The 26,183-nt window shown below is 74.5% G+C and carries 23 protein-coding genes and 1 riboswitch; of the genes, 4 read left to right on the top strand and 19 right to left on the bottom strand.

The genetic code is table 11. The features are described 5' to 3' along the window. Positions 1 to 193: 193 nt before the first annotated feature. Positions 194 to 1,633: an alkaline phosphatase PhoX gene (locus IF61_RS0113740; protein ID WP_030366639.1), complete on the top strand. Its 1,440-nt coding sequence runs from the start codon at positions 194 to 196 to the stop codon at positions 1,631 to 1,633. A gap of 16 nt (positions 1,634 to 1,649) precedes the next feature. After that, positions 1,650 to 2,708 carry an MsnO8 family LLM class oxidoreductase gene (locus IF61_RS0113745; protein WP_043189070.1) on the top strand — a complete coding sequence of 353 codons (1,059 nt, stop codon included), beginning with the start codon at positions 1,650 to 1,652 and terminating at the stop codon, positions 2,706 to 2,708. On the opposite strand, the gene IF61_RS0113750 is transcribed toward IF61_RS0113745, so the two are convergent. The 5 genes from IF61_RS0113750 to IF61_RS36550 form a co-directional block, all read right to left on the bottom strand. After that, positions 2,683 to 3,888: a TerD family protein gene (locus IF61_RS0113750; protein ID WP_030366641.1), complete on the bottom strand. Its 1,206-nt coding sequence runs from the start codon at positions 3,886 to 3,888 to the stop codon at positions 2,683 to 2,685. The two genes, IF61_RS0113745 and IF61_RS0113750, sit on opposite strands and share 26 nt — an antisense overlap. A gap of 103 nt (positions 3,889 to 3,991) precedes the next feature. Next, on the bottom strand, positions 3,992 to 4,816 hold the full coding sequence (locus tag IF61_RS0113755) for an NAD-dependent epimerase/dehydratase family protein (RefSeq protein WP_030366642.1): 825 nt from the start codon (positions 4,814 to 4,816) through the stop codon (positions 3,992 to 3,994). 392 nt (positions 4,817 to 5,208) lie between these two features. Continuing rightward, entirely contained in the window at positions 5,209 to 5,880 is a 672-nt protein-coding gene (locus IF61_RS0113760) for a response regulator transcription factor (RefSeq protein ID WP_030366643.1), read from the bottom strand. After that, complete coding sequence (locus tag IF61_RS0113765) at positions 5,877 to 7,076, bottom strand: sensor histidine kinase (RefSeq protein WP_078660200.1); 1,200 nt, start codon at positions 7,074 to 7,076, stop codon at positions 5,877 to 5,879. The genes IF61_RS0113760 and IF61_RS0113765 overlap by 4 nt, the downstream gene beginning before the upstream one ends. Before the next feature lie 89 nt (positions 7,077 to 7,165). Continuing rightward, positions 7,166 to 8,221: a hypothetical protein gene (locus IF61_RS36550; RefSeq protein ID WP_052392679.1), complete on the bottom strand. Its 1,056-nt coding sequence runs from the start codon at positions 8,219 to 8,221 to the stop codon at positions 7,166 to 7,168. Between the two features lie 106 nt (positions 8,222 to 8,327). Here IF61_RS36550 and IF61_RS0113775 point away from each other — a divergent pair, with 106 nt between their 5' ends. Continuing rightward, positions 8,328 to 9,446: an aminotransferase class V-fold PLP-dependent enzyme gene (locus tag IF61_RS0113775; RefSeq protein WP_078660193.1), complete on the top strand. Its 1,119-nt coding sequence runs from the start codon at positions 8,328 to 8,330 to the stop codon at positions 9,444 to 9,446. A gap of 175 nt (positions 9,447 to 9,621) precedes the next feature. Here the strand turns inward: IF61_RS0113775 and thpD are convergent, their stop codons facing one another. The 4 genes from thpD to ectA all read right to left on the bottom strand — a co-directional run bounded on the left by thpD (position 9,622) and on the right by ectA (position 12,908). Further along, complete coding sequence (gene thpD / locus IF61_RS0113780) at positions 9,622 to 10,518, bottom strand: ectoine hydroxylase (protein ID WP_030366647.1); 897 nt, start codon at positions 10,516 to 10,518, stop codon at positions 9,622 to 9,624. A gap of 3 nt (positions 10,519 to 10,521) precedes the next feature. Beyond that, a complete protein-coding gene (locus tag IF61_RS0113785) occupies positions 10,522 to 10,920 on the bottom strand; it encodes an ectoine synthase (protein ID WP_030366648.1) in 399 nt (132 codons plus the stop codon). Between the two features lie 68 nt (positions 10,921 to 10,988). After that, positions 10,989 to 12,257: a diaminobutyrate--2-oxoglutarate transaminase gene (gene ectB, locus IF61_RS0113790; protein ID WP_030366649.1), complete on the bottom strand. Its 1,269-nt coding sequence runs from the start codon at positions 12,255 to 12,257 to the stop codon at positions 10,989 to 10,991. Between the two features lie 84 nt (positions 12,258 to 12,341). Further along, positions 12,342 to 12,908, bottom strand: coding sequence for a diaminobutyrate acetyltransferase (gene ectA, locus IF61_RS0113795; RefSeq protein ID WP_030366650.1), 567 nt, complete (start codon positions 12,906 to 12,908; stop codon positions 12,342 to 12,344). 388 nt (positions 12,909 to 13,296) lie between these two features. On the opposite strand from ectA, the gene IF61_RS0113800 reads away from it, so the two are divergent. Beyond that, complete coding sequence (locus IF61_RS0113800) at positions 13,297 to 14,397, top strand: amidohydrolase family protein (RefSeq protein WP_030366651.1); 1,101 nt, start codon at positions 13,297 to 13,299, stop codon at positions 14,395 to 14,397. A gap of 451 nt (positions 14,398 to 14,848) precedes the next feature. Here IF61_RS0113800 and IF61_RS0113805 read toward each other — a convergent pair whose 3' ends face one another. The 10 genes from IF61_RS0113805 to IF61_RS0113850 form a co-directional block, all read right to left on the bottom strand. Beyond that, positions 14,849 to 15,817 (bottom strand): bile acid:sodium symporter family protein, encoded by a 969-nt coding sequence (locus tag IF61_RS0113805; RefSeq protein ID WP_030366652.1) that lies wholly within the window; start codon positions 15,815 to 15,817, stop codon positions 14,849 to 14,851. Positions 15,818 to 15,863: 46 nt separating this feature from the next. Further along, a complete protein-coding gene (gene cobC, locus IF61_RS0113810) occupies positions 15,864 to 16,916 on the bottom strand; it encodes an Rv2231c family histidinol phosphate aminotransferase CobC (protein WP_030366653.1) in 1,053 nt (350 codons plus the stop codon). 92 nt (positions 16,917 to 17,008) lie between these two features. After that, positions 17,009 to 17,401 (bottom strand): cobalamin biosynthesis protein, encoded by a 393-nt coding sequence (locus IF61_RS0113815; protein WP_030366654.1) that lies wholly within the window; start codon positions 17,399 to 17,401, stop codon positions 17,009 to 17,011. A gap of 5 nt (positions 17,402 to 17,406) precedes the next feature. Then, complete coding sequence (locus tag IF61_RS0113820; RefSeq protein ID WP_397945232.1) at positions 17,407 to 18,768, bottom strand: cobyrinic acid a,c-diamide synthase CobB; 1,362 nt, start codon at positions 18,766 to 18,768, stop codon at positions 17,407 to 17,409. Then, positions 18,762 to 19,361 (bottom strand): cob(I)yrinic acid a,c-diamide adenosyltransferase, encoded by a 600-nt coding sequence (gene cobO / locus IF61_RS0113825; protein ID WP_030366656.1) that lies wholly within the window; start codon positions 19,359 to 19,361, stop codon positions 18,762 to 18,764. The genes IF61_RS0113820 and cobO overlap by 7 nt, the downstream gene beginning before the upstream one ends. After that, the gene (locus IF61_RS0113830; RefSeq protein ID WP_030366657.1) at positions 19,361 to 21,448 is read right to left on the bottom strand and encodes a putative cobaltochelatase; all 2,088 of its coding nucleotides are present in this window, start codon (positions 21,446 to 21,448) and stop codon (positions 19,361 to 19,363) included. The genes cobO and IF61_RS0113830 overlap by 1 nt, the downstream gene beginning before the upstream one ends. Next, positions 21,448 to 23,106 (bottom strand): cobyric acid synthase, encoded by a 1,659-nt coding sequence (locus tag IF61_RS0113835; protein WP_245684507.1) that lies wholly within the window; start codon positions 23,104 to 23,106, stop codon positions 21,448 to 21,450. Before IF61_RS0113835 ends, IF61_RS0113830 begins: the two co-directional genes overlap by 1 nt. A gap of 29 nt (positions 23,107 to 23,135) precedes the next feature. Further along, positions 23,136 to 24,110, bottom strand: a complete 975-nt coding sequence (locus tag IF61_RS0113840) for a cobalamin biosynthesis protein (RefSeq protein ID WP_030366659.1) — start codon at positions 24,108 to 24,110, stop codon at positions 23,136 to 23,138. A 128-nt stretch (positions 24,111 to 24,238) separates the two neighbouring features. Beyond that, a riboswitch (cobalamin riboswitch) is annotated at positions 24,239 to 24,358 on the bottom strand. A gap of 305 nt (positions 24,359 to 24,663) precedes the next feature. Continuing rightward, a complete protein-coding gene (locus IF61_RS0113845; RefSeq protein WP_030366660.1) occupies positions 24,664 to 24,897 on the bottom strand; it encodes a hypothetical protein in 234 nt (77 codons plus the stop codon). Between the two features lie 18 nt (positions 24,898 to 24,915). Further along, positions 24,916 to 26,163 (bottom strand): inorganic phosphate transporter, encoded by a 1,248-nt coding sequence (locus tag IF61_RS0113850; RefSeq protein ID WP_030366661.1) that lies wholly within the window; start codon positions 26,161 to 26,163, stop codon positions 24,916 to 24,918. Positions 26,164 to 26,183: the final 20 nt, after the last annotated feature.

Here is a 26,183-nt window from a genome sequence, read left to right on the forward strand (position 1 = left end):
GCGGCGGAGGAGAGGCCCCGGTCCCTCCCTTTCACCGTTCCCCCCTGCGGGGGGCGCCGGGCCGACCGGGTTCCGGCGCGCGGCAGCGCGCCCCGTGCGCCCCGTGCTCGCCTCTCGCGCTTTGTGCGGTGTTCATACCGTATTCCTCGGGGAACGGGAACGTAGGCGTGAGCCAGCGGACCCGGGAGTGCAGATGACCCTCAGCCGAAGAGACTTCGCGAAACGATCCGCCGTCGCCGGCGCCGGGGTGGCGCTGACCGGCAGCGTGGGCGTCCTCGCCAGTGCCCCCGGCGCGCTGGCCGGAAGCGTGCCGGAGCAGCGCGGGGCACGCCCCCGCCCCGCCCGCCCGCCGGGCTACGGCCCCCTCGTGCGGGACCCGAAGGGCCTCCTCGCCCTGCCGGCCGGCTTCTCGTACCGCGTCGTGACCCGGGCCGGCGTCACCAAGCTGGAGTCGGGCGAGCCCACCCCCTCCAACCACGACGGCACGGCCGCCTTCGAGGGCCCCCGCGGCACCACCCTGCTCGTCAACAACCACGAGCTCAAGGGCCCCCGGGCCGGCTGGAAGTACCCGGTGCCGCTCACGGAGGGGCTCGTCTACGACCCCGCCGCGTCCGGCGGCTGCACCGTCGTCGAGGTGTCGCACGACGGCGCGCACGTCACGGAGTGGGTCGGCATCGCGGGCACGTCCACCAACTGCGCCGGCGGCGCCACCCCCTGGGGCACGTGGCTGACCTGCGAGGAGACCGAGGACAAGGCCGGGCAGAACGGCATGACGAAGACGCACGGCTACGTCTTCGAGGTCGACCCGCACGACCGCCGCGCGGGCCGCGACCCCAAGCCCGTCAAGGCCCTCGGCCGGTACGCCCACGAGGCGGTCGTCACCGATCCGGCCCGCGGCCACCTCTACCTCACCGAGGACGCCGCGGGCCCCAACGGCCTGTTCTACCGCTGGACCCCGCCGGCCGGCTTCCGGCACGGCCGCGGCCGGCTGCGCACCCTCGCCGACGACGCGGGCCGGCTGCAGGCCTTCAAGTGCTTCGACTCCGGCGGCCGGTTCGTCGACGACCTCTCCCGCGCCACCCGCCCCGGCACGGTCTACGGCGTGGACTGGGTGGACGTGCCGGACCGCGACGCGGCGTCCGTCTCCGTCCGCAAGCAGTTCAAGGACGGCGGAGTGACGCGGGCCCGCAAGCTGGAGGGCATGTGGTGGGGCGACGGCGGCGCGTACGTCGTGTCGTCGTACGCCCGCGAGGAGAGCCCCGTGCAGCACGACGGCCAGGTGTGGTTCTACGACCCGCGGCGCCGCACGCTCACGCTGAAGGTGCGGTTCGGCGTCAACAAGGACCCGGAGCGGGACGGCGCCTTCGACGGCCCGGACAACATCACGGTCTCCCCGCACGGCGGCCTGGTCGTCGCCGAGGACGGCGAGGGCGTGCAGCACCTCTTCGGCGCTCTGGACGACGGCCGTACGTACCCCGTCGCCCGCAACGAGCTGAACATCGGTACGGCACAGAAGCCCGAGTACAGCGAGTTCACCGGCGTCACCTTCTCGCCGGACGGCAGGACGCTCTTCGCCAACATCCAGGAGCCCGGCATCATGCTGGCGATCACCGGCCCCTGGCGCCGCCAGTAGCGTGCGGGAATCACGGATGGGCATCTTTGTTGAAGCAGAGGTGACCATCCGCCTCTCGATACTCGACCGCTCCCGCACCCGCCGGGGCCGCCCGCAGGCCGAGGCACTGCGCGACACCGTACGGTTCGCGCAGCAGGCCGAGGCGCTCGGCTACCACCGCTTCTGGGTCTCGGAGCACCACGGCGTGCCCGGCGTGGCGGGCTCGGCCCCGACCGTGCTCGCCGCGGCGGTCGCCGCCGCGACCTCGCGGATCAGGGTCGGCACGGGCGGCGTGATGCTGCCCAACCACCGCACCCTGGTGGTGGCCGAGCAGTTCGGGGTGCTGGAGTCCCTCTTCCCGGGCCGCATCGACATGGGCCTGGGCCGCTCGGTGGGCTTCACGGACGGCATCCGGCGGGCCCTGGGCACGGAGAAGGAGGCCATGGGGGACTTCGGCGGGCAGCTCGCCGAACTGGAGGGCTGGTTCACGGACGGCCCGCGGCCCCACCCCGAGGTGCACGCCCGGCCGGCCGAGGGCCTGCGGATCCCCGCGTTCGTCCTGGCCAACGAGGCGGGCGCGGAGCTGGCGGCCGCCGCGGGCGCGGCCCTGGTGATCGGAGGCCTGAGCGGCGAGGAGCGGATGCTCGCCGCCGTCGAACGCTACCGGGAGGCGTTCCGGCCGTCGTCGTGGTGGCGGCGCCCGTACGTCGTGGTGGCGGGAAACGTGGCCGTCGCCGGCAGCCGCGAGGAGGCCCGCCGGCTGCTCGTCCCCGAGGCGTGGGCGCTGGCCCATTCCCGTACGCACGGCGTCTTCCCGCCCCTGGAGCCCGCGGAGGAGACCGAGGCGCGGGCGATGACCGAGCGGGAGCGCCGCCTGTACGAGGAGGGGCTGCGCGGGCACGTCCACGGCACGGAGGACGAGGTGGCCGCCGCGCTCGGCGCGCTGGTGGAGCGCAGCGGTGCCGACGAGGTGCTGGTCACCACCTCCTCGTACGACCGGGAGGCCCTGCTGGACTCCTACCGCCGGCTGGCCCGGATCGCGGGCCTGCCGGCGGCGGGAGCCCCGGTGCTCACAGCGCCTGCGCCGCCGGCTTGACCAGGTCACGGACGGTGCGGGACTTCACGAACTCGCCGAGGGCGGTCATCTCCCACTCGCCCGAGTACTGCCGGACGAACTTCGCCATCAGCACGCCCGTCTTGGGCTCGGCGCCGGTGAGGTCGAAGCGCACCAGCTCCTCGCCGGTGCGGGCGTCGAGGAGGCGGCAGTAGGCCTTGGCGACCTCGCTGAACTTCTGGCCGTTGAAGGAGCTGACGGTGAAGACCAGGCCGGTCACCTCCGGCGGGAGCCCGCCCATGTGCACGGTGATCGTCTCGTCGTCGCCGGAGCCCTCGCCGGTGAGGTTGTCACCGGAGTGCTGGACGGCGCCGTTGAGGATCTGCAGCTTGCCGAAGTAGCAGGCGTCGATCATGTTGCGGTCGGGGCCGTAGGCGATGACGGAGGCGTCCAGGTCGATGGCCCGGCCGCCCCAGGCCGGCTCCCAGCCCAGGCCCATCTTCACCGACTGCGTCAGCGGCCGGCCGCCCTTGACCAGGGACACCGTCTGGTTCTTCTGCAGGCTGACCCGGCCCTTGTCCAGGTTGATCTTCCCGCTGCCGGGGGCCGGGGCGGGCGGCGCCGGGGGCGCGGCGGGCACGGGCGGCGCGGCCGCGGGCATCGGCGGGGCGGCGGCGGGCGGCTGGACGGGGGCCGGCGGCTGGACGGGGGCCGGGGCGGGCGCCGCGGGCTCCTCCACGCTCACGCCGAAGTCGGTGGCGATGCCCGCCAGGCCGTCGGCGTAACCCTGGCCGACCGCACGCACCTTCCAGGCACCGGCCCGGCGGTAGACCTCCACGACGACGAGCGCGGTCTCGGAGCCCAGCCGGGGCGGCGTGAACGTGGCCAGGACCGAGCCGTCGTCCGCGTTGCGCACGGTGGCGGTGGGCTCGATGCCAGCGAACGTCTGGCCCTGGGCGTCGGGGCTCGCGGTCACCACGATCTTGTCGATGGCGGCGGGGACGGCGGCGGTGTCCACCGTGATGGCGTCGGGCGCGCCGCCGGCCGCGGCGCGGTGGGCCACGCCCGGCCCGGAGGGCTGGTTGTAGAAGACGAAGTCGTCGTCGGAGCGCACCTTGCCGTCGGCGGTGAGCAGCAGGCCCGACACGTCGAGCCGCACCGGGGCGGTGACGTCCACCGTCACGCGGGCGACGGAGAGGGGGATGTTCGAGCCGGGTGTCATAGCGGTCATGCCCCGGGTAACGAGCGGCCGCTCTTTGCGGTTCCATTACCGAACACCTGATGCGATCCCGTTACGGAGTTCGCTGCCCTGCTGTCGTCGCAGGTCAGTGAGGGTGCCGGCGGGGCGGCTCGGCGCCGCAGAACTCGCCGCCGACGAGCCCGGCGCCCTCCTGCACGGTCCCCGCCGCCGCGGCGAGCAGGGCGGGCGCGTACGGCTCCGAGTCGTCCCGGGGCTCGTAGCCCAGCGCGCGGGCCGAGGACAGGTCCCACCAGGCCCGGGTGTTGGCGGAGCTGCCGTACGCGACGGTGTGGCCGACGCCCTCGGCCGTGAGCGCGGCGTGCACGAGCCGTGCGCAGTCGCCGGGGCTCAGCCAGACCGACAGCATGCGCACCGACGTCGGCTCCGGGAAGCACGCGCCGATGCGCAGGGAGACGGTCTCGATGCCGTGCCGGTCCCGGTAGAGGGAGGCGAGGTCCTCGCCGAAGCACTTGGAGAGGCCGTAGAGGGTGTCGGGGCGGTGCGGCGTCTCCACGGGCAGCGGCCGGCCGCCCTCGGCGGGCAGGGGCGTGAAGCCGACGGCGTGGTTGCTGGAGGCGAGCACCACGCGCCGCACGCCCGCCTCCCGCACGGCCTCGTAAAGGCGGTACGTGCCCTCGATGTTGGCGCGCAGGATGTCCGCGAACGGCGCTTCCACGGGGATGCCCGCCAGGTGGACGACCGCGTCCACGCCGTCGAGGGCCTTGCGCAGCGCCTCGCCGCCGGCGGCGGCCGGGTCGGCCAGGTCCGCGGTGACCGCATCCGGCTCGCCCGGCACCGGCCGGATGTCCAGGAGGCGCAGCCGGTGGCCGTGGGCGGGCAGCAGGGTGCGCAGGTGGGTGCCGATGCGGCCGGCCGCGCCGGTGAGGAGGACGGTGCGGGATGCGGGCATGGCCGGGACCTCCTGAAGAGCGGAATTGTCCAATCCGATTGTTCCGTGGGCGAGATGGCGATCGTCACGAAATAGCCACGCGCCCCGTCCGGCTTCACCCACCGGAAGCAGCACCTGCCTCACTGAACCACAGGAAGCACACCCATGCCGACCCCGGCTGCCGCGCAGGCGAGCGCCGTCCGGGGAACCCCCGCGCGGCCTCCTCGCCCACCGGGCCGGCCTCATCGGCTGCTTCCGCCGCGGGACGGAAGGAACTGCCTGGGCGCCGGTCCTTCCCTCCGCCGCGGCGCCGCGTGGCCCCCCACCGGAGGTGTCCGGCGGTGCCGGCCGGCCTGCGGACACCGGGCATCGCCGGGTGCCACCGTGGCGGGAAGCCGTCCCGCGCCCCGCCGTCAGCGGGGTGAGACGAAACCGCATTCGTACGCGGCGATGACCGCCTGCGTGCGGTTGCGGACGCCGAGTTTGGAGAGGGCACCCGCGACGTAGGTCTTCACCGTCGCCGCGCCGAGGACGAGCTCCGTGGCGATTTCCGCGTTCGACAGGCCGCGTGCCATCAGCCGCAGCACCTCCGCCTCCCGGTCCGACAACTGCGCGCGCAGCCGCCCCGCGGCCGCCCGCGCCCGGCGGGCCTCCGCGTGCTCGGCCGCGAGCGCCCGCACGGCGGCGGGGAAGAGCAGCGAGTCGCTGCGTGCCACCAGCCGGACGGCCTGGACGAGTTCGTCCGCGCCCGCCCGCTTCAGCAGGAAGCCGCTGGCGCCGGCGCGCAGCGCGTCGTACACGTAACTGTCGTTCTCGAACGTGGTGACGACGATGACGCGCGGCGGGTCCTCCATGCCGCCGCCCAGCAACTGCTCCGTGGCGCGGATCCCGTCGACGTCGGGCATGCGCACGTCCATGAGCACGACGTCCGGCCGCAGCTCGCGGACGACGGAGACGGCCTCCGCGCCGTTCGTGGCCTCGCCGACGACCTCCAGGTCGTCCTCCGCGCCGAGGATGGCGCGCAGGGCCGTCCGCACCATGCGCTCGTCGTCGGCGAGCACGATCCGCAGGGGTGCCGCCGTCACCGGCCCGCACCCCCGCCCAGCGGCAGGCGGACGGCGAGCCGCCACACGCCGTCCCGTTCGCCCGCGCTGCTGCTGCCGCGCAGCAACCGGGCGCGTTCGGCTATGCCCGTCAGACCGCGGCCGCCGCCGGTGCGGCGGTGCGCGGGTGAGTGTGCGCGGCCCCTGTCGGGACCGACCGGATTCTCCAAGGCGACCTCCACGACTTCGTCGTTCACAGTGATCCGCAGCAGGACGGGCACCCGGCCCGCGTGCCGCAGGGCATTGGTGAGCCCCTCCTGCACGATCCGGTACGCCTCGCGGGAGACGACCGGCGGTACGCGCTCCAGGGCGGGCGGCGCGGCGAGGGTGACCGTGCCGCCCGCGGCCCGGGTGCGCTCCAGCAGCCCGTTCAGGTCGGCGAGGGTCGGGGCGGGCGCGGCGGAGGCGGCGCCGTCCTCGCGCAGCAGCCCCAGGACGGTGTCCAGCTCGCCGACCGCCTCGCGCGTGGTCTCCTCGATCGCGGCCAGCGCCTGCCGGGCGAACTCCGGGTCGGCGTCGAGGACCTTGCGCGCCGCGCTCGCCTGCAGCGTCACCGCGCTGAGGGCGTGCCCCACCGAGTCGTGGAGTTCGCGCGCGAGCCGGTTGCGCAGGGCCAGCCGCATGGCGTGCTGTTCGGCGGCGGCCAGCCGGTCGGCGGCCGTCGGCCCGAGCAGGACGGGCGCGCAGCGCGCGAGCAGCGCCCCCGCGCCCGCGGACAACGCGGCGAGCAGGGCGAGCACCGCCAGCCCGGCGAACGGCATGAGCAACTGCCACGGCAGGGACAAGTCGCCGAGCCCGTACGGGGCGTCCGCGCCGCCCGGGACGCCGGTGACCGGCAGGGCGATCAGCATCAGCGCGAACGGGGGCGTGGCCAGCGACATGCCGCTCAGGATGCCGCCGGCCAGCAGGTGCAGGGTGTACCACAAGGCGGTCCGCCCGCGTGCGGCCCACGACTCGGCCGGGCCCGTCGCGAGCGCCTCCTCGGGCAGCCCGCACAGGGACCGGGCCGCCATGGACTCCAGGGTCCGCACCCACGGCACCAGTGCGGTCACGGCCGCGGGCACCAGCGCCAGCGCGAAGACGCCGAGCTGCATTCCCAGGGTGTCAGGGAACAGGACGTTCCTGCTGCGCCTGACCAGGACCAGGGTCAGGGTGCTCGCCAGCAGGTAGTACGGCATGAGCAGCGCGCCGCCCAGCAGGAGGTGCACCCAGCGGAGGCGGGCGCGGCGGCCCAGCAACGCGCGGGCGCCGCGCCGGAGAAGGGCTGTCACGAGGCGAGGGCCTCCGCGCCGGTGCGCCCGTGGACGTCCGTGGCGGTGCGCCCCGGGATCGCCGCAGACATGCGCGCCGAGCGCGCGGCGAAGAAGCGCGCGCCCGCGGCGAGGACCAGCAGACCGGTGATCACCTGCACAGCGTAGGTGACCCCCATCGCGGCCGTCGGCCCCCGGCCGTCGTCGGCCAGCGACGTCAGCGTCGCGAGCAACTGCCAGCCGCCCCATGCCGCCGAGGCGGCGGAGCCGACGCCCGCGAGGAGCAGCGGCACGCGCAAGGGCAGGCAGCTGCCCCTGTTCGCGCCGGAGAGCAGCAGGACGGTGCCCGCGACCGTCGCGGCGGCGTACAGCACGTAGCCCGACTCCCCGGCCGCGAACGCGCTGCTGTACCCCTGGGCGATCTCCGGCGACAGGCCCGCCGACCAGCCGCAGGTCCACAGCAGGTGCACGCCACCGGGCACGACGGCCAGCACTGCCGCGGCAGTCAGCGCGGCCCGCTGTCCGCGGCCCGGGGAAGCAGCCTTCAGGTCACCGACAACGCCCTGCCACAGGTGGCCCCAGCGGTCGCGGGCGTACAGCACGAACAAGGCGCCCAGGGTCAGCCCTTGGACGATGAACCCCGTGTAGACCACCCCGAACACCCACTCGTCCAGGAACGGCCGCCCGCTGCCGCCGACCGTCGTGCTGCTACCGCCCAGCGCCCGCACCAGCAGCTGCGCCGGAAACGCGTACATGATGGGCGTCAGCAGCCCCACCGCGCCCCACATCGGCAGGAGCAGCAGCCACGCCGGTACGCGCCTGCCCCACGGGCGGGTCAGCAGCAGGGCGAGCACCACCACGGCGGCGTCCATCAGGATGGTCACGGCGTTCGCCACGACCAGCCCCGCGTCGGCATCCCGCAGGGCGCTGCCCTCCGGGATGCCGATGTGACTCCCCGCCACCCATGCGACCTTGAGGCCGAGATAGGGCAGGCATGCGGCGATGGTCACCGCGCGGAGGGCGCGGCGCTTGGTGGCGTGATCGTCCGGGACGGTCGTCGTCGTACTGGTCATGAGACCAGGGTTCCGCCGCGGATGCGCCCGCGCGTCGCCCTGAACGGCGGACTGCCTCCGCCGCAGGGTGGAGCGGCTTCTCCACCCTGCGTCCACCCTCGGGTCCATGGACGGCGCGATCATCGCCGCGCATAGTGGGTGCATGGACGAGATGAGCATGATCATGAATGTGGGCATGGGCATCGAAAGCCTCGCGCCCGAGCAGTTCGCGCCCGGGACCGTCTACTTGAACACGGCCGCCACGGGGCTGATCCCCGAGCCGGCCGTCACCGCCATGCACGACGCCGCGACCGCGCACGCCCGGGGCCGGGCCGGCAGCGAGGACCACTTCCAGGTGGTGGACGCCGTCCGCGGCGCCTTCGCCCGGCTGGTGGGCGTGCCCGCGCGGAGAGTCGCCACGGGGGGATCCGCCGCGGTCTTCTGCGGGCTCATCGCGCAGTCGCTGCCGGACGGTGCGGAAGTGCTGTGCGCCGAGGGCGACTTCAGCTCCCTGGTCAATCCGTTCCACGTCCGGCCCGGCTTGCACGTCCGGACCGCTCCCTTGGAGAAGATCGCGGCGGAGGTCCGGCCCGGGACGGCCCTGGTGGCGGTCAGCGCCGTGCAGTCCGCGGACGGGCGCATCGCCGACCTCCGGGCGATCGGGGAGGCCGCCCGCGCGTACGGGGCCCGGACGCTCGTCGACATCAGCCAGTCCGCGGGGTGGCTGCCGACGGACGCCGGCGCCTACGACTTCACCGTGTGCGTCGGCTACAAGTGGCTGATGGCGCCCCGCGGCACGGCCTTCCTCACCGTGCCGGAAGACCTCGGCGGCCTCAGCCCCGTCTTCGCCGGGTGGGTGGCCGGGGAGGACCCCTGGGACAGCACGTACGGGCCCGTGACCACGCTCGCCTCCACGGCGCGCCGCTACGACCACAACCCCGCCATCCTGGCGTACGTCGGGGCCCTGGCCGGGCTCCGGCTCATCGAAGAGCTCGGCCCGGAGCGGATCGCGGCCCACGACCGCGCCCTCGCGGACCGCTTCCGCGCGGGGCTCGCCCGCCTCGGCCACCGCCCGGTGCCGGCGGACGGCTCCGCCATCGTCTCCGTCCCCGGCCTGGGCCCCGCAACGGAGCGCCTCTCAGCGGCGAGCGTACGGGCAAGCACCCGCGCGGGCCGTCTACGGGTGGCGTTCCACGTGTACAACGGCGCCGCCGACGTGGACGCTGCGCTGGCGGCGTTGTCCTGAGCGTTGCGCCTCCGGCGGCGGAGGGGCGGGTGAGGCCCGGCCATCCCTTTCCGCCGCCGGAGGTGACCGGCCACGGTGGTGGTGCTCGGCGGTGCCCGACGGGCTTGAGGCCGGCCCGGCACCGCCGAGCACCTCCGGTGGGGGTGCCGGGCCGTCGCGGCGGGAGGAGTGGGTGCTACCTCACCGGAGTGACATCGCGCGCCCCGATGAAATCCGGGCGGCGGGCCGGGGCCGCGAACGGCTCCCCCGCAGCGTTTTCCACGCTGTTGAAGACGATGAACACATTGCTCCGCGCGAACGGCGTGATGTTGTCGCCCGAACCGTGCATGCAGTTGCAGTCGAACCACGTCGCCGAACCGGCCGGCCCGGTGAAGAGCCGTATGCCGTGCCGGCCCGCGAGCTCGGTGAGGGCCGCGTCCGACGGCGTGCCCGCTTCCTGCATCCGCAGGGACCGCTTGTAGTTGTCCCGCGGCGTCACCCCCGCGCAGCCCAGGAACGTCCGGTGCGACCCCGGCATGATCATCAGGCTGCCGTTGGTGGCGAGGTTCTCCGTCAGCGCGATCGACACCGACACCGTCCGCATCCGCGGCAGCCCGTCCTCCGCGTGCCACGTCTCGAAGTCCGAGTGCCAGTAGAACCCGGAGGCCCCGAAGCCCGGTTTGACGTTGACCCGCGACTGGTGGACGTAGACGTCGGAGCCGAGGATCTGCCGGGCCCGGCCGACCACCCGCGGATCGCGCACCAGCTCCGCGAACACCTCGCTGATCCGGTGGACCTCGAACACCGACCGCACGTCCTGCGAGTGCGGCTCGACGACCGCTCTCTCGTCCGCCCGCACCGCCGGGTCACCGATCAGCCGGTCGAGTTCGGCGCGCAGAGCGGCCACTTCGTCCGGTGTGATCAGTTCGTCCACGGTGAGGAAGCCGTCGTGCTCGTAGCCCGCGAGGCCGGCCGCGTCGATCGGCCCGGGAGCCGGGGCCCCGGAGTCCGAGGGCCACACCACCGGGTCCCGCCGCGGAACGGCGGCCTCGCGCGTGCCGCGCGTGGGGTAGAGGTCGGTGACCGCGGCCATGGTTCAGCCCTCCTCCGTCAGCAGCGGGTAGACGCCGTTCTCGTCGTGGTCCTCCCGCCCGGTGACCGGCGGGTTGAAGACGCACACGCAGCGGAAGTCGGTCTTCGGCCGCAGGGTGTGCCGCTCGTGGCCGTCGAGCAGGTACATCGTGCCGGGCGAGATCCAGTGCTTCTCGCCGGTCTCGTCGTCGGTGAGCTCGGCCTCGCCCTCCACGCACAGCACGGCCTCGATGTGGTTGGCGTACCACATGGACGTCTCGGTCCCGGCGTAGAGGACGGTCTCGTGCAGGGAGAACCCGACCCGCTCCTTGGCGAGGACGATCCGCTTGCTCTCCCACGTGCCGCTGCGGGCCTTGACGTGCCGGTCGGTGCCTTCGATGTCCTGGAGGGAACGGACGATCATGGTGAATGCCTTTCTGTTCTGCTCTGCTCTGTTCTGTACTGGCTGCGGGGCTTTGCCGGTCAGGCCGTTCAGGCCGTTTCGCGGACCGCGCGGGCGAGGACCCTCAGCCCCTCGTCCAGCTCCTCGGGCGAGATCGTCAGCGCGGGCAGCAGCTTGACGACCTCGCCCTCCGGGCCGGACGTCTCCACGAGCAGGCCGAGCTCGAAGGCCCGCCGGGAGATGGCCGAGGCACGGGTCTTGCCGGCGAACTCCAGTCCCCATACGAGCCCACGGCCCCGGTACCGCGCGCCTAGACCGGGGTGCTCGGCGCAGATGGCGCGCAGGGCCTCCTCGGCCTGCTCGCCGCGGGCGAGGGTCTGCTTCTCCATCTGCCCGTCGGTCCAGTACGCGTCGAGCGCCGCGGCGGCGGTGACGAAGGACGGGTTGTTGCCGCGGAAGGTGCCGTTGTGCTCGCCGGGCTCCCACACGTCGAGCTCCGGGCGGAAGAGGGTGAGCGACATCGGCAGCCCGTAGCCGCCGATGGACTTGGACAGGGTCACGATGTCCGGGGTGATGCCCGCCTCCTCGAAGGAGAAGAAGGAGCCGGTGCGGCCGCAGCCCATCTGGATGTCGTCGACGATCAGCAGCATGTCGTGCCGCTCGCACAGCGCGGCGAGCCCGCGCAGCCACTCGGGGCGGGCGACGTTGATGCCGCCCTCGCCCTGCACCGTCTCGACGATGACGGCGGCAGGGGTGTTCAGGCCCGAGCCCTGGTCGGCGAGCAGCCGCTCGAACCAGAGGAAGTCCGGCACCGTGTCGTCGAGGTAGTGGTCGAAGGGCATGGGCGTGCCGTGGACGAGGGGGATGCCCGCGCCGGCCCGCTTGAAGGCGTTGCCGGTGACGGCGAGCGAGCCGAGCGACATGCCGTGGAAGGCGTTGGTGAAGGACACGATCGCCTCGCGGCCCTTGACCTTGCGGGCCAGCTTGAGCGCGGCCTCGACGGCGTTGGTGCCCGTCGGGCCGGGGAACATCACCTTGTACGGCAGGTCGCGCGGGCGCAGCACGACGTTCTGGAAGGCCTCCAGGAACGCGCGCTTGGCGGTGGTCGCCATGTCCAGGCCGTGGGTGACGCCGTCGCGTTCGATGTAGTCGATCAGCGCGCGTTTGAGGACCGGGTTGTTGTGGCCGTAGTTGAGCGCCCCGGCACCGGCGAAGAAGTCAAGGTACGTGTGGCCGTCCTCGTCGTACATCCGGCTGCCCTGGGCCCGGTCGAAGACCGCGGGCCAGCTGCGGCAGTAGCTGCGGACCTCCGACTCCAGGGTCTCGAAGACGCTGAGGGCGGGCGGGGTGATGGTCATGAGCTGCTCCTGTGAGTGCGTTCGGTGCGTGCGGTGAGTCCGGTCGTTGCAGCGCCGGGCCGGGGCCGGCGCGCTGCGCGCGTTTCAGTGCGCGAGGGGGCCGATGCGGTGCAGCACTTCGGGGTCGTGGCCGTCCTCGGGGAACAGTCCGCCGTGGAAGAGGACTTCGCGTTCGACGGCGGCGCCGTGCCGCTCGGCGAAGGAGGCGAAGAGGCGGTTGGAGGCGGTGTTGCCGGGCGTCACGGTGGTCTCGATCCCGTCGAGGCCGCCCGTCTCGCGGGCCACCCGGGCGACGAGGCCGTCCAGCAGCGCGGCGGCCAGGCCGTGGCCGCGGTGGGGGCGGTCCACGGCCACCTGCCAGACCACGAGGGTGCGGGGGCGGGCGGGGCGGATGTAGCCGGTGATGAAGCCCGCGGGCTCCCCGTCGCCGCTGCGGCGGGCCACGGCCGAGGTGGCGGCGAAGTCGCGGCACCACAGCAGGTAGCTGTACGAGGAGTTGAGGTCCAGGGTTCCCGAGTCGCGGGCGATGCGCCAGATCGCGGCTCCGTCGTCGACGCGCGGGATGTCGAGCGTGAGGCCTTCCGGAATTCCCGGGAATTCCCGGGAGGAGGCTGGGCGGGCACGTGCAAGGTCTGCTTGTGCGGCGGTCATGCGGAGGGAATTTACCGATGCGGATCGGAAATCGCATCGGGGGTGCGGGTTACCCGGCGGCGGGTGGTTGTGTTATCGCGCGGAGGCGCGTGGGCGGGCGAGGCGGGCGCGATGCGGTGTGGTTTGCCCGGAAATAACCGGGCGAAAGGGGTGGGGTGTGGAGTGTGTCACAGGGGGTTGCGGGGCGGATGAATTCACTTCTGAAAACGTAAGAAAAATTCTGCGTTTAGGGTGCGGGGGAGCGGGCAAGAGAATGCGCGGGGAGTTGTCTGCATGAATACGAAAGGCGGGTCCCGGGGAATTTCCCGGGACCCGGGCGGGGCCGGCCGGATCCCGGGGCCGGCAGCCCCTTGGCGCGCGGGAGGAGCGGGCTCGTACAGTGCGGTCCATGAGCGACAGCGATGTGCTGCACATCAAGGGGCGGGTGCTTGTCGGCGCGGACCCGGACGGCGGGGTGCGCGACGAGCTGTGGGTCGTCGACGGCCGGATCACCTTCGAACGGCCGGTGGGAGCGCGGGACGTCACCACCATCGAGGGCTGGGCGCTGCCCGGCCTCGTGGACGCGCACTGCCATGTGGGGCTCGACGCCCACGGGCCGGTCGACGAGTCCACGAGCGAGAAGCAGGCGCTGACCGACCGGGACGCGGGGGCCCTGCTCCTGCGGGACGCCGGCTCGCCCTCCGACACGCGCTGGATCGACGACCGCGAGGACCTGCCGCGCATCATCCGCGCCGGGCGCCACATCGCGCGGACGCGCAGGTACATCCGCAACTACGCGCACGAGATCGAGCCCGAGGACCTCGTGGCCTACGTGGCCCGGGAGGCGCGGCGCGGGGACGGCTGGGTCAAGCTCGTCGGCGACTGGATCGACCGCGAGACCGGCGACCTGTCCGCCTGCTGGCCCCGGGGCGAGGTGGCGGCGGCCATCGCCGAGGCGCACCGGCTCGGGGCGCGGGTGACGGCGCACTGCTTCGCGGAGGAGACGCTGGCACCGCTGGTGGAGGCGGGCATCGACTGCATCGAGCACGCGACGGGGCTCACCGAGGACACCATTCCGCTGTTCGCGGAGCGGGGGGTCGCCATCGTGCCGACGCTCGTCAACATCGCGACGTTCCCGCGGCTCGCGGAGGGCGGCGAGGCGAAGTTCCCGCTCTGGGCGGACCACATGCGGCGCCTGCACGCGCGCCGCTACGACACGGTGCGGGCCGCGCACGACGCGGGCATCCCCGTCTTCGTCGGTACGGACGCGGGCGGCTCCCTCGCCCACGGCCTCGTCGGCCAGGAGGTCGCCGAACTCGTCAAGGCCGGCATCCCGCCGGTCGACGCCCTCGCCGCCACGACGTGGGCGGCCCGCGCCTGGCTCGGCCGCCCGGGCCTGGAAGAGGGCGCCTCGGCCGACATCGTCGTCTACGACGCGGACCCCCGTGCGGACGTCCGCGTCCTCGGCTCCCCGAGCCGCGTGATCCTACGGGGGAGGGTGATCCGCTGATGGGGGGCCTGCGGCCGGCAAGGTCCCGCCGCCGCGGCGGCGATCGGCCATGATGCTGGTGTCCGGCGGTGCCTGGCGACCTGCGCTGGGTTCGGCACCGCCGGAGGCGTTTACCGGGGGTTGCTCCCCCAGCTACCGCTGGGAGGTACCCCCAGCCGTCGCGGCGGGAGGGAAGGTGCGGCTCGGCTGGTGTGGTGGCCTGCTTCCGGGGTGATGCCGGGCCGGGTAACTCCGCCTGGTGGGCGGCGCCGGCTCGGCAAGTCCCTCCGCCGCGGCGGTGACCGGCCGAGGCGGTGGTTGTCGGCGGTGCCTGGCGACCTGCGGTTTCGGCATCGCCGGTCAGGTCGGGGTGGGGCGGCACTCGCCTCGCCCAGCAACTCCCTCCGCCGCGGCGGTGATCAGCTGCGACGGTGGGTTCCGGCGGTGCCCGGCAGGCTGGGCCTCGCTACGGTCACCCTCCGTGAGGAGCCCCGCGGCGGGACATCCACGCCGCCACCACCGCCCCCGAAACGTTGTGCCACACCGAGAAGACCGCCGCCGGCAGCGCCGCCGCGGGGCTGAAGTGGGCCGTTGCCAGGGACGCCGCCAGGCCCGAGTTCTGCATGCCGACCTCGAAGGCCATCGCCCGGCTCGACGGGCCGCCGAGCCGGGCCAGGCGGCCCGCCGCGTAGCCGAGGGCCAGGCCGAGGCCGTTGTGGAGGACGACGGCGAGGAAGACGAGGGCCGCCGCGTCCTTGATGCGGGCCGCGCTGCCCGACACCACGATCAGCACGAGGACGGCGATCGTCAGCGCCGACAGGGAGGGCAGCACGCCCAGCACCCGGGCGACGCGCCGCCCCGCCACCATCCGCACCAGCGCCCCGCCGACCACCGGCACGAGCACGGTCTTGAGGATGTCGGTGAGCATGGCGCCGGCGTCCACGTCCAGGAACCGGTCCGCCAGCAGCAGCGTCAACGGCGGTGTGACCAGCGGCGCGACGAGCGTCGACACGGTCGCGACGGACACCGACAGGGCGACGTCCCCGCGCGCGAGGTACGTGACCACGTTGGACGCCGTCCCGCTCGGCGCGCAGCCGACCAGGATCACCCCGGCCGCCAGCTGCGGTGGCAGCCCCAGCGCCGTGGCGATCAGCCAGCCCAGCCCCGGCATGATGACGTAGTGGGCGACGAGGCCGAGCCCGACCGCCCAGGGCCGCTCGGCGACCGCGCGGAAGTCGTCACCGGTCAGCGTCAGGCCCATCGTGAACATCACGACGCCCAGCAGGTACGGCACGGCCGGCGCCCAGCCGGTGAAGTGCGACGGCGCGGCGAGCCCCAGCGCCCCGGCCGCGACGACGAGCAGCGGGAACACGGTGACGGCCAGCCGCGCCGTCCGGTCGGCGGCTGCCGGGGCTGCCGGGGCTATTCGCGAGGTCGCCATACGGCGGCACCCTAGCGATCACTGCCGCCCTCGGCCAGAGGCGATCTCACCCCTCGGCGAGCGCCTTCCCGAGGGCCTCCGCGAAGCGGTCCGTCGTCGCACGGTCCCGGACCGCGAGGCGCAGATAGTCGGGCCCCAGCCCCGGGAACGTGTCGCCGCGCCGCACCGCGAACCCCAGCCCCCGCAGCCTGCCCCGTACGGCCGCGGCACCCCGTACCCGGATCAGCAGGAACGGCCCGGCCGCCGGCCCGTGCACCCGGACCCCCTCGAACTGGCCCACCGCCGCCGCCAGATACGTCCGGTCCTCGGCGAGCCGCCGCGCCGCGTGCCCGGCCTCCGCGAGCGCCGGGGGAGCGCTGCACGCCTCGGCCGCCGCCAGCGCCGGCGACGACACCGGCCACAGCGGCTGCGCGCGCTCCAGCCGGGCTATGGTCCCGGGCGACGCGAGGACGTAGCCGATGCGCAGGCCCGCCAGCCCCCACGTCTTGGTGAGGCTGCGCAGCACGACGAGCCCCGGCAGGTCCGTGACCGACGCCAGCGACTCGGCCTCGCCCGGCACCGCGTCCATGAACGCCTCGTCCACGACGAGCGTCCGGCCCGGCCGGGCGAGCCGCGCCAGGTCACGCGCCGGGTGGAGCACGGACGTCGGGTTCGTCGGATTGCCGACGACGACCAGGTCCGCGTCCCCCGGCACCGCCCGCGGGTCCAGCCGGAAGCCGTCCGCCTCGTCGAGCAGCACCCGCTCCACCTGGTGCCCCGCGTCCCGCAGCGCCGCCTCCGGCTCCGTGAACTGCGGGTGCACGACGACCGGCCGCCGCACCCGCAGCGCCCGCGCGAGGAGCACGAACGCCTCCGCCGCGCCCGCCGTCAGCAGCACCCGCTCCTCCGGCAGCCCGTGCCGCGCCGCCACCGCCCGCCGCGCGGCCCGGCCGTCCGGGTACGCGGCGAGCCCGTCCAGCGACGCGGCGATGCGCTCGCGCAGCCACACCGGCGGCGTTCCGGCCCGCACGTTCACCGCGAGGTCCGTCAGCTCCGCGCCGGCACCCCGCACTTCGGCGTCACCGTGGTGGCGCAGGTCGGGTTCGCTGGGAGTGTGCATGGCCGCGGGCCGCCTTCTTGTGAGTACCGGATGGTCGTCGGCGGGCGCGTGCGGCCCACCCGGAAACGGTACTGACGGCCGCCGAAGGGCCGTCAAGCGGGTCCGTACGCGACCGCGCACGTCGCCCGCGCGGATTTCCGCTTCCCCACGGCCAGGACGGCCCCCGGCCCGGCCGCCAGCAGCGCCGCCGCCTCCGCAACGGCGGGCGTGCCCACGGCGGCCAGAGCGGTGGCCGACGAACCCGGCACGGCGACCCGTGACAGGGCGCCGGCCCCGTAGGACCGCAGCGGCACCCCCAGCCGGGCGGCCGCTTCCACGAGCCCGGGCTCGCACGCCTTCGCCTCCACCGTCACCAGCGCGGACGGCCGCAGCCCGGCCGCCCCCGCCTCCGCGAGCGCCCGCTCGACCAGCTCCAGCACCTCCGCGGCCGGCACGCCGCGCCGGGCGCCCACGCCCACGTAGACGGAGGCGGAGACGGGGGCCACCGGCGTCACCCGCGGGCGGCGGCGCCCGCCACGAGCCGGGCGGCCGCGCCGGGGGCGCCCGCCCAGTGCACATGCAGGTACGAGGCGTGGACCCCGCCGGCCACGAACCCCTCCGTGCGGCGCTCCGGGTGGGTGAAGCCCCACGCCGGGGCCGCGCCCGCACCCGGCTCCGTCACCGTGCGGTGGAACTCGTGGCCCCGGACACGGGTGCCGGCCTGCGCCAGCGGATTGTCCGCGATCGCCACGGCCTCGCGGTAGCCGAGGGTGAGACGGCCGGACATCCGGGCGTCCGCGGGCAGCACGCCGCACATCGGCTTGCCGTCCAGCGAGCGCGACAGGTAGAGCAGGCCCGCGCACTCGGCGATGACCGGGGCGCCGGTTGCCGCGAGGGCGGCGACCTGTTTGCGGAGGGGCTCGTTCGCGGAGAGTTCCGGGGCGTAGACCTCGGGGAAGCCGCCGCCTATGAGGAGGGCGGCGGTGCGGTCCGGGAGGGACTCGTCGCGGAGGGGGTCGAACGGGGCGACCTCCGCGCCTGCTGCTCGGAGCAGCTCGGTGTGCTCGGCGTACGAGAACGTGAACGCCGGGCCGGCTGCTACTGCCACTACCGGTGCGTTCTTCGGGTGCGGCCCGGTGGTTGCCGGGTCCCACGGCTCGGCCGTCAGCGGAGGCGCCGTGCGCGCCAGAGCCAGCAGGCCCTCCAGGTCGCAGCCCTCCCGTACCTGCGTGGCCTGGGCGGCCACTGCCTCCACCGCCTCGGCCCGCCGCTCGGCCACCGGAATCAATCCCAGGTGCCGGCTCGGCGTGTCGACCTGAGGCACCCGCCGCACCGCCCCCAGCACCGGAACCCCCGACTCCGTCAGCGCCTCCCGCAGGAGCGCCTCGTGGCGGTCCGAGCCGACCTTGTTGAGGATGACGCCCGCGACCCGTACCTCCGGGTCCCAGGACGCGAAGCCGTGCACCAGGGCGGCCACCGAACGCGACTGCGACGACGCGTCCACGACCAGCACGACCGGCGCCTTCAGCAGCTTCGCCACGTGCGCCGTCGACGCCAGCTCGCCCTGCCCGCTCGCCCCGTCGTACAGGCCCATCACGCCCTCGACCACCGCGACGTCGCAGCCCGCGGCCCCGTGCAGGAACAGCGGCGCGATCCGCTCCGGGCCGCACATGTACGCGTCGAGGTTGCGGCCCGGGCGGCCGGTCGCGAGCGCGTGGTAGCCCGGGTCGATGTAGTCCGGCCCCACCTTGTGCGGCGACACGGCGAGCCCCGCGTCCGCGAAGGCCCGCATCAGGCCGGTGGCCACGGTGGTCTTGCCGCTGCCGGAGGCCGGCGCGGCGATGACCAGGCGGGGGATGTGCGTACTCACCACTCGATGCCCCGCTGGCCCTTCTGACCGGTGTCCATCGGGTGCTTCACCTTCGACATGTCCGTCACCAGGTCCGCGAACTCGACCAGCTTTTCCGGGGCGTTGCGGCCCGTGATGACCACGTGCTGGGTGCCGGGGCGGTCGCGCAGCACCTCGATCACCTCGTCCGTGTCGATCCACCCCCAGTGCATCGGGTAGGCGAACTCGTCCAGCACGTACAGCTTGTACCGCTCGGCCGCGAGGTCGCGCTTGACCTGCTCCCAGCCCTCGCGGGCCTTCTCCTCGTTCGACAGATCGCTGTCGCGCTGGATCCACGACCAGCCCTCGCCCATCTTGTGCCAGTCGACGGTGCCGCCCTCGCCCGACGCACCGAGCACCCGCAGCGCGTTCTCTTCGCCGACCTTCCACTTCGCCGACTTCACGAACTGGAACACCCCGATCGGCCAGCCCTGGTTCCAGGCCCGCAGCGCCAGCCCGAACGCCGCTGTCGACTTGCCCTTGCCGATGCCGGTGTGGACGAAGACGAGCGGCCGGTTGCGGCGCTGGCGCGTCGTGAGTCCGTCGTCGGGAACGGTGGTCGGCTGCCCCTTGGGCATTACGCGGCCCTCCTGGTCTGAGTGGTCCGTACGGTGTGTACGAGCGCGGAGATGCTGTCCGCGCGCAGCTCGTCCAGCGTCACGACCGGGCCGCGCAGCTCCCGGCCCAGCTCGGCGGCGAGCCCGAGCCGCACCGGCCCCTGCTCGCAGTCCACGACCACCGACGCGGTGCCCTCGCCGGCCAGCAGCCGCGCCGCGCGCGCCGCCCGCTGCAGCGGCTCAAGGCCGCCGGTCGCCCGGCCGTCCGTCACCACGACCAGCAGCGGCCGCCGCGACGGGTCGCGCAGCCGCTCCACCCGCAGCACCTCGTGCGCCCGCAGCAGGCCCGCCGCGAGCGGCGTGCGGCCGCCCGTCGGCAGCTTCTCCAGCCGGGCCGCGCCCGCGTCCACCGACGACGTCGGCGGCAGCGCCACCTCGGCGCCCGCACCGCGGAAGGTGATCATCCCGATCTTGTCGCGGCGCTGGTACGCGTCCAGCAGCAGCGACAGCACCGCGCCCTTCACCGCGCTCATCCGCTTCCGGGCCGCCATGGAACCGGAGGCGTCCACGACGAACAGCACGAGATTGCCCTCGCGGCCCTCGCGCACCGCCTCCCGCAGGTCGTCGCGGCGCACGAGCAGGCCGGGGCCGCTGCGCCCGCGCGCCCGCTGGTGCGGCGCGGCCGCCTGCACCGTCGCTGCCAGGTGCAGCCGGGACAGGGCGCCGCGGGGACGGCGGGAACCGGTCGTCCGGCCGTGCGCCGTACGGGCCCGCGAACGGCGGCCGTCGGCGCCCTCGCCGAGACCCGGGACGTCGAGCCTGCGGGTCCGGAACGGGGCGGAAGCGGCGACTGCGGGGGCTTCGGGGGCCTCTCCGGTCGCCGGCGCGCTCTCGGGGGCGTCCGTGGACTCCGGCCCGGTGCCGGACCCGGCCGGCTCCTGCCGCTGCTGCGGCACGTCGGGCGTGCCGTCGGGGCCCGGGCCGTCCTGCGGGGGCCGCTGCCCGCCGCCGTCGGGGCCGCCGCCCTCGGGACCGCCGTCGCCGGGACCGTCGTCGTCCGGCCCCTCGGGCTCGGGCTCCGGGTCCGGCTCCTCGTCCTCGAAGCCGTTCAGGATCTCGTCGAGCTTGTCCTCGTCCAGGCCGGGAGCGTCGAACGGGTTGCGCCGGCGGCGATGCGGCAGCGACAGCAGCGCCGCCTGCCGTACGTCCTCGGTCAGCACGTCCGTACGGCCCGCCCACGCGGCCAGCGCCGACGCCGTCCGCGCGGTCACGATGTCCGCGCGCATGCCGTCCACCTCGAAGCCCGCGCACACGGCGGCGATCCGGCGCAGCGCCCCGTCGCCCAGCCGCACGGACGGCAGCAGCGCGCGGGCGGCGGCGATCCGCTCGCGCAGCGTCTCCTCCTCGGCGGCCCACTTGGCGGCGAACGCGGCAGGGTCCTCGTCGAAGGCGAGCCGGCGGCGGACGACCTCGACGCGCTCGTCGGGCTCGCGCGAGGCCGCGACCTCGACGGTCAGCCCGAAGCGGTCGAGGAGCTGGGGACGGAGCTCGCCCTCCTCCGGGTTCATGGTGCCGACGAGGAGGAAACGGGACGCGTGCCGGACGGAGACGCCCTCGCGCTCGACGGAGGAGACGCCGGTGGCCGCCGCGTCGAGCAGCGAGTCGACCAGGTGGTCGCCGAGGAGGTTGACCTCGTCGACGTAGAGGACGCCCCGGTGCGCGGCGGCGAGCAGGCCCGGCTCGAAGGCCTTCACGCCCTCGCCCAGCGCCCGCTCGATGTCGAGCGCCCCGACGAGCCGGTCCTCGGAGGCGCCGACGGGCAGCTCGACCATGCGGGCCGGGCGGGCGTCGCCGGGCCCGCCCGCGTGGGGCCCGTCCGGGCAGGTGGGGTCGGGGGCGGCGGGGTCGCAGGAGAACCGGCAGCCGTGGACCGTCACGACCTGCGGCAGCAGCGCCGACAAGGCTCGTACGGTCGTCGTCTTCGCCGTGCCCTTCTCGCCCCGTACGAGCACTCCGCCGATGGCCGGCGAGATCGCGTTGAGCAACAGGCCCAGCCGCATGTCGTCCATCCCGACGATCGCGGTGAACGGGTAGGTGGCCGGAGCCATCAGGTGTTACCCCCTTCGAGGGAATCGATCCGACTGGGCATGTCGGTGGTCGCCGGATCCTGCAGCGTGTCGCCGTGCCCCGCGCGGTCGGGGGTGAGCCGACGACGGTCCGGGCCCTGTCCGCCCTGTGGTTCTCTCTGCGCAGGCAGAGGTGGCGCCCCCGGCGGTATGAACGGGACGCCCTTCGGCACCCCGTCCTCGATCAGCCGCAGCAGCGCGTCCGTGTCCGCGTGTTCCTCGATCAGGTCGCCCAGCCGGTCCAGCTGTTCCTCCCGCAGCGCGGCGAACGACGTGTCCGGGGCCGGGACGAACGCCCTCCCCGCCGCCTCCGCGACGCGCCGCAGGAACGCCCGGCGGAAGCCGTCGCTCTCCAGGGAGCCGTGCCAGTGCGTGCCCCACACCGCGCCGACCCGGCAGCCGTCCAAGAACGGCTCGTCCCCACCCCGTACGTCCGCCACGCCGTGGTGGATCTCGTAGCCCTCCACGGTCTCGCCGAGGGCCGTACCCACCGGTCTCGCCAGGGTCTTCTCCGCCGCGAACCGGACCCGCACCGGCAGCAGGCCCAGCCCCTCGACCGTGCCCGCCTTCGACTCGACCTCGTCGTCGATCCGCTCGCCCAGCACCTGGAAGCCGCCGCAGATGCCCAGGACGGGGCGGCCCTCCGCCGCGCGCCGGGCCAGGGCGTCCGCCAGGCCGCGCTCGCGCAGCCACGCCAGCGCGCGCACCGTGCCGCGCGTGCCCGGCACGATCACCAGGTCGGCGTCGGCGAGCTCCTCCGCGCGGTCGACGAAGCGCACGACCACGCCCGGCTCGGCCGCCAGCGCGTCCACGTCCGTGAAGTTCGACATCAGCGGCACCGCGCACACCGCGACCCGCAGCACGTCCGCCCCGTGCGGCGGGGCCACCACCGACTCGCGCACCGCGCCCCGCAGGGAGACCCGCAGGCCGTCCTCCTCGTCGATGCCGAGGCCGTGCGCGAACGGCAGGACGCCGAACGTCCGCCGGCCCGTCAGCTCGTACAGCATGTGCAGACCCGGCTCCAGCAGCGTCACGTCGCCCCGGAACTTGTTGACGACGTAACCCGCTACCAGCTCCTGGTCCTCCGGCGACAGCAGCGCCGTCGTGCCGAAGAACGACGCGAAGACGCCGCCCCGGTCGATGTCGCCGACCACGACCACGGGCAGCCGCGCCGCCCGGGCGATGCCCATGTTGACGATGTCGCTGCGCCGCAGGTTGATCTCGGCCGGGCTGCCCGCGCCCTCGCAGATGACCGCGTCGTGCGTGCGCCGCAGCTCCTCCAGGCAGTCGGTCACGGTGCCGAACAACTGCTCCTGGCGGCCCGCGTGGTAGCCGCGAGCGCTCAGCTCGCCGACCGGCTTGCCCATCAGGACGACCTGGCTGCTCCGGTCGCCGCCGGGCTTCAGCAGGACGGGGTTCATGAGCGCGCTCGGCTCCACGCGCGCCGCGGCCGCCTGCATGGCCTGCGCGCGGCCGATCTCCGCGCCCTCGCGCGTCACGAACGAGTTGAGCGACATGTTCTGCGCTTTGAACGGCGCGACCTTGACGCCCTTGCGGACCAGCCAGCGGCAGATGCCGGCCGTCACCACGCTCTTGCCCGCGTCCGAGGTGGTGCCGGCCACCAGCAGGCCCCCGCCCAGCGGGCCCCCGGGCCCGCTCCTGTCAGCCGTCACCGGCTCCTCCTTGCCGTTCTTGCCGTCGTCAACAGGCTGCCCACTGTGCGGGCCGCCACCGCTGTCCCCAGGGCCAGCAGCGCCACGCGGTGCGAGAGGCGTACCGCGCGCTCGATGTCGTCCGTCCGCACGGGGCGGTTCTCCCCGCCCAGGACGGGGCGGTGCTCCACCCGGCCCGCGTACGCGAGCGTGCCGCCCAGCCGCACGCCGAGCGCGCCCGCGAACGCGGCCTCCACGGGGCCCGCGTTGGGGCTGGGGTGGCGGGACGCGTCGCGCCGGGCCACGCGCCAGGCGCCCCGCGGGTCCGGGCCCGCGATGACGGCGAGGGCCGAGGTCAGGCGGGCGCCGGGCCAGCCGGCCACGTCGTCCAGGCGGGCCGAGGCCCAGCCGAAACGGCGGTAACGGGCCGACTTGTGACCCACCATCGCGTCGAGCGTGTTCACGGCCCGGAAGCCCACCAGGCCGGGCACGCCGCCGAGCGCGCCCCACACGAGGGCGCCGACGACGGCGTCGGAGGTGTTCTCGGCCACGGACTCCACGACGGCGCGGGCGATCTGCTGACCGTCCAGCGCCTGCGGGTCGCGGCCGCACAGGTGCGGCAGGCGCTCGCGGGCGACCTCCACGTCACCGGCGGCGAGCGCGCCCCCGATGGCGCGGGCCTCACGGCCCAGGGACGTGCCGCCGAGCACCGCCCAGGTGGCGGCGGCGGTCAGCGCGACGTCGGCGGTACGGGAACGGGAGGCGCGTACGGAACGGGCCAGCAGTGCGGCGCCCGCGGCCGCGCCTCCGGCGCACACCAGGGTGTGCAGGGCGCCACGGCCGCGGTCGTCACGCCACAGGCGCTGCTCAACGGCCTGCGCGGCGCGGCCGAACGCGGCGACGGGATGGCCGCGGCGCGGGTCGCCCAGGACGCGGTCACCGAGGTAGCCGAGGGCGGCGCCGCACGCGAAACCGATCGGATCGGCACGCATCGGATCAGACCGCCGTCACGCCTCGGCGGGGGGAGGGGGCTCTGCGGGGCGTTCGGTGGCGGGAGCCGGGCATGACGATGTGTCCTCACTCAGGGTCCGCGCCCTGGCTCGACGTGACCGGCGACCAGAGTCTCCTGGCTCCCGGATCCGCGCCGCCCCGGCCTTCCGGCTCGCCGCCGTGGCCATCGCGTGGGGAGACGCTCCCCGGTGACAGTGGCGGGACCGCGCCGGATTCGCACCGGCTTCCTCTGCTGTCGCCGTTTGGCTCCGGAAGTCCACCATGCGCCGCGGGCGCCGTCAACTCACGTCTGACCTGGGCCGAGCCGTTCCCGTGCCGGGTGCGGCCGACGTCTTTTACCGCCGCCGCGGCGAGCAACCACTGCGTGCGTGTCCGGCGGTGCCGAACCGGCCGTGGGTACGGCACCGCCGGTCACACCCGTGGTGGCTGATCGCCGTTGCGGCGGGAGTGCGTTGCGTGGCAACGAGTTGCAAGCCGGCACGCGAACGGCCGGGCCCCCTCAGGGACCCGGCCGTTCGAAGGCGAGCGCGGCGCTTACGCCACGATCAAGTAGATGCCGTACCCCACGGCCGCCGCGCACAGCGCGAAGCACGCGTACGCCCCGGAGCGCGCGAGCGCACTCGTACCCGCACTCGCACCCGGGTCCGCCGAGCCTCCCGTACGGGGCGACGTGCCCACGATGCCCAGGGTGAAGATGCCCACCAGGCCGACCGTCACCACGAGGCTGACGCCGAAGACCTGGCCGAGAGCTGCCCAGTCGATGTGCATGCGTTTCTTCCTTATGCCTTAGCTCGCCGCCGCGGCGGCGGCAGGAGCCCGCCCGGCCTCGGGGGAGGGGGAGACCGCGGCGGCCGGCGGGCCGGCCGGCGGCGGGGCGACGGCCTGGAGGGCCGCGGTGACGACACCGGCCGGCTCGGCGCCGGCGACGGCGTCGCGCGAGTCCAGGTCGTCGTGGGTGACGGGCTTGCGGCGCGAGGCCAGCCAGATCGCGCCGGAGACGGCGAGGCCGAGGACGGCGACCGTGGCGACGCCCCAGTCGCCCTGGTCGGCGAGGAGGGCCGCGCCACCGGCGACGAGACCGGCCGCGGGGAGGGTCAGGCCCCAGGCCATGACCATGCGCCCGGCGGTCGACCAGCGCACGACGCCGCCCTTGCGGCCGAGGCCCGCGCCCATGATCGAGCCGGAGCAGACCTGGGTGGTGGAGAGCGCGAAGCCGATGTGCGAGGAGGCGAGGATCACGGTCGCGGCGCCGGTCTGGGCGGCGAAGCCCTGCGCGGGCTTGATGTCGGTGAGGCCCTTGCCGAGGGTCTGGATGATGCGCCAGCCGCCCAGGTACGTGCCGAGCGCGATGGCGAGGCCGGCCGAGACGATGACCCACAGCGGCGGGTCGGAGTGCGGCGCGACGACGCCGCCGGCGACGAGCGCGAGGGTGATCACGCCCATGGTCTTCTGCGCGTCGTTGGTGCCGTGGGCGAGGGAGACCAGGGCGGCCGAGGCGATCTGCCCGGCGCGGTAGCCCTTGGCGGTGTCGCGCTCGTCGCGGCCGCGGGCGAGCCGGTAAGTGAGCCGGGTCGCGCACCAGGCGGCGAGGCCGGCCACGATCGGCGCGGCGACGGCGGGGATGAGGACCTTCATGACGACCTTGTCGGCGTTGACCGCGTCGAAGCCGACGGAGACGACCGTCGCGCCGATGAGGCCGCCGAAGAGGGCGTGCGAGGAGCTGGAGGGCAGACCGGCGAGCCAGGTCAGCAGGTTCCAGACGATCGCGCCGACCAGACCCGCGAAGATGATTTCCGGTCTGATGCCCGCGCTCTCATCGATGATTCCGCCGGAGATCGTCTTGGCGACCTCCACGGACAGGAATGCGCCGACGAGGTTCAGCACGGCCGACATCGCCACTGCCACCTTGGGCTTGAGGGCCCCGGTGGAGATGGTGGTGGCCATGGCGTTGGCCGTGTCGTGGAAGCCGTTCGTAAAGTCGAACACCAAGGCCGTGACGATCACGATCCCGATGAGAAGCGTGATGTGTTCCATTCACCCAGGCAATCAGCTCG

It is taken from the genome of Streptomyces roseoverticillatus (assembly GCF_000719265.1).
In the GTDB taxonomy this organism is placed as follows: Bacteria; Actinomycetota; Actinomycetes; order Streptomycetales; family Streptomycetaceae; genus Streptomyces; species Streptomyces roseoverticillatus.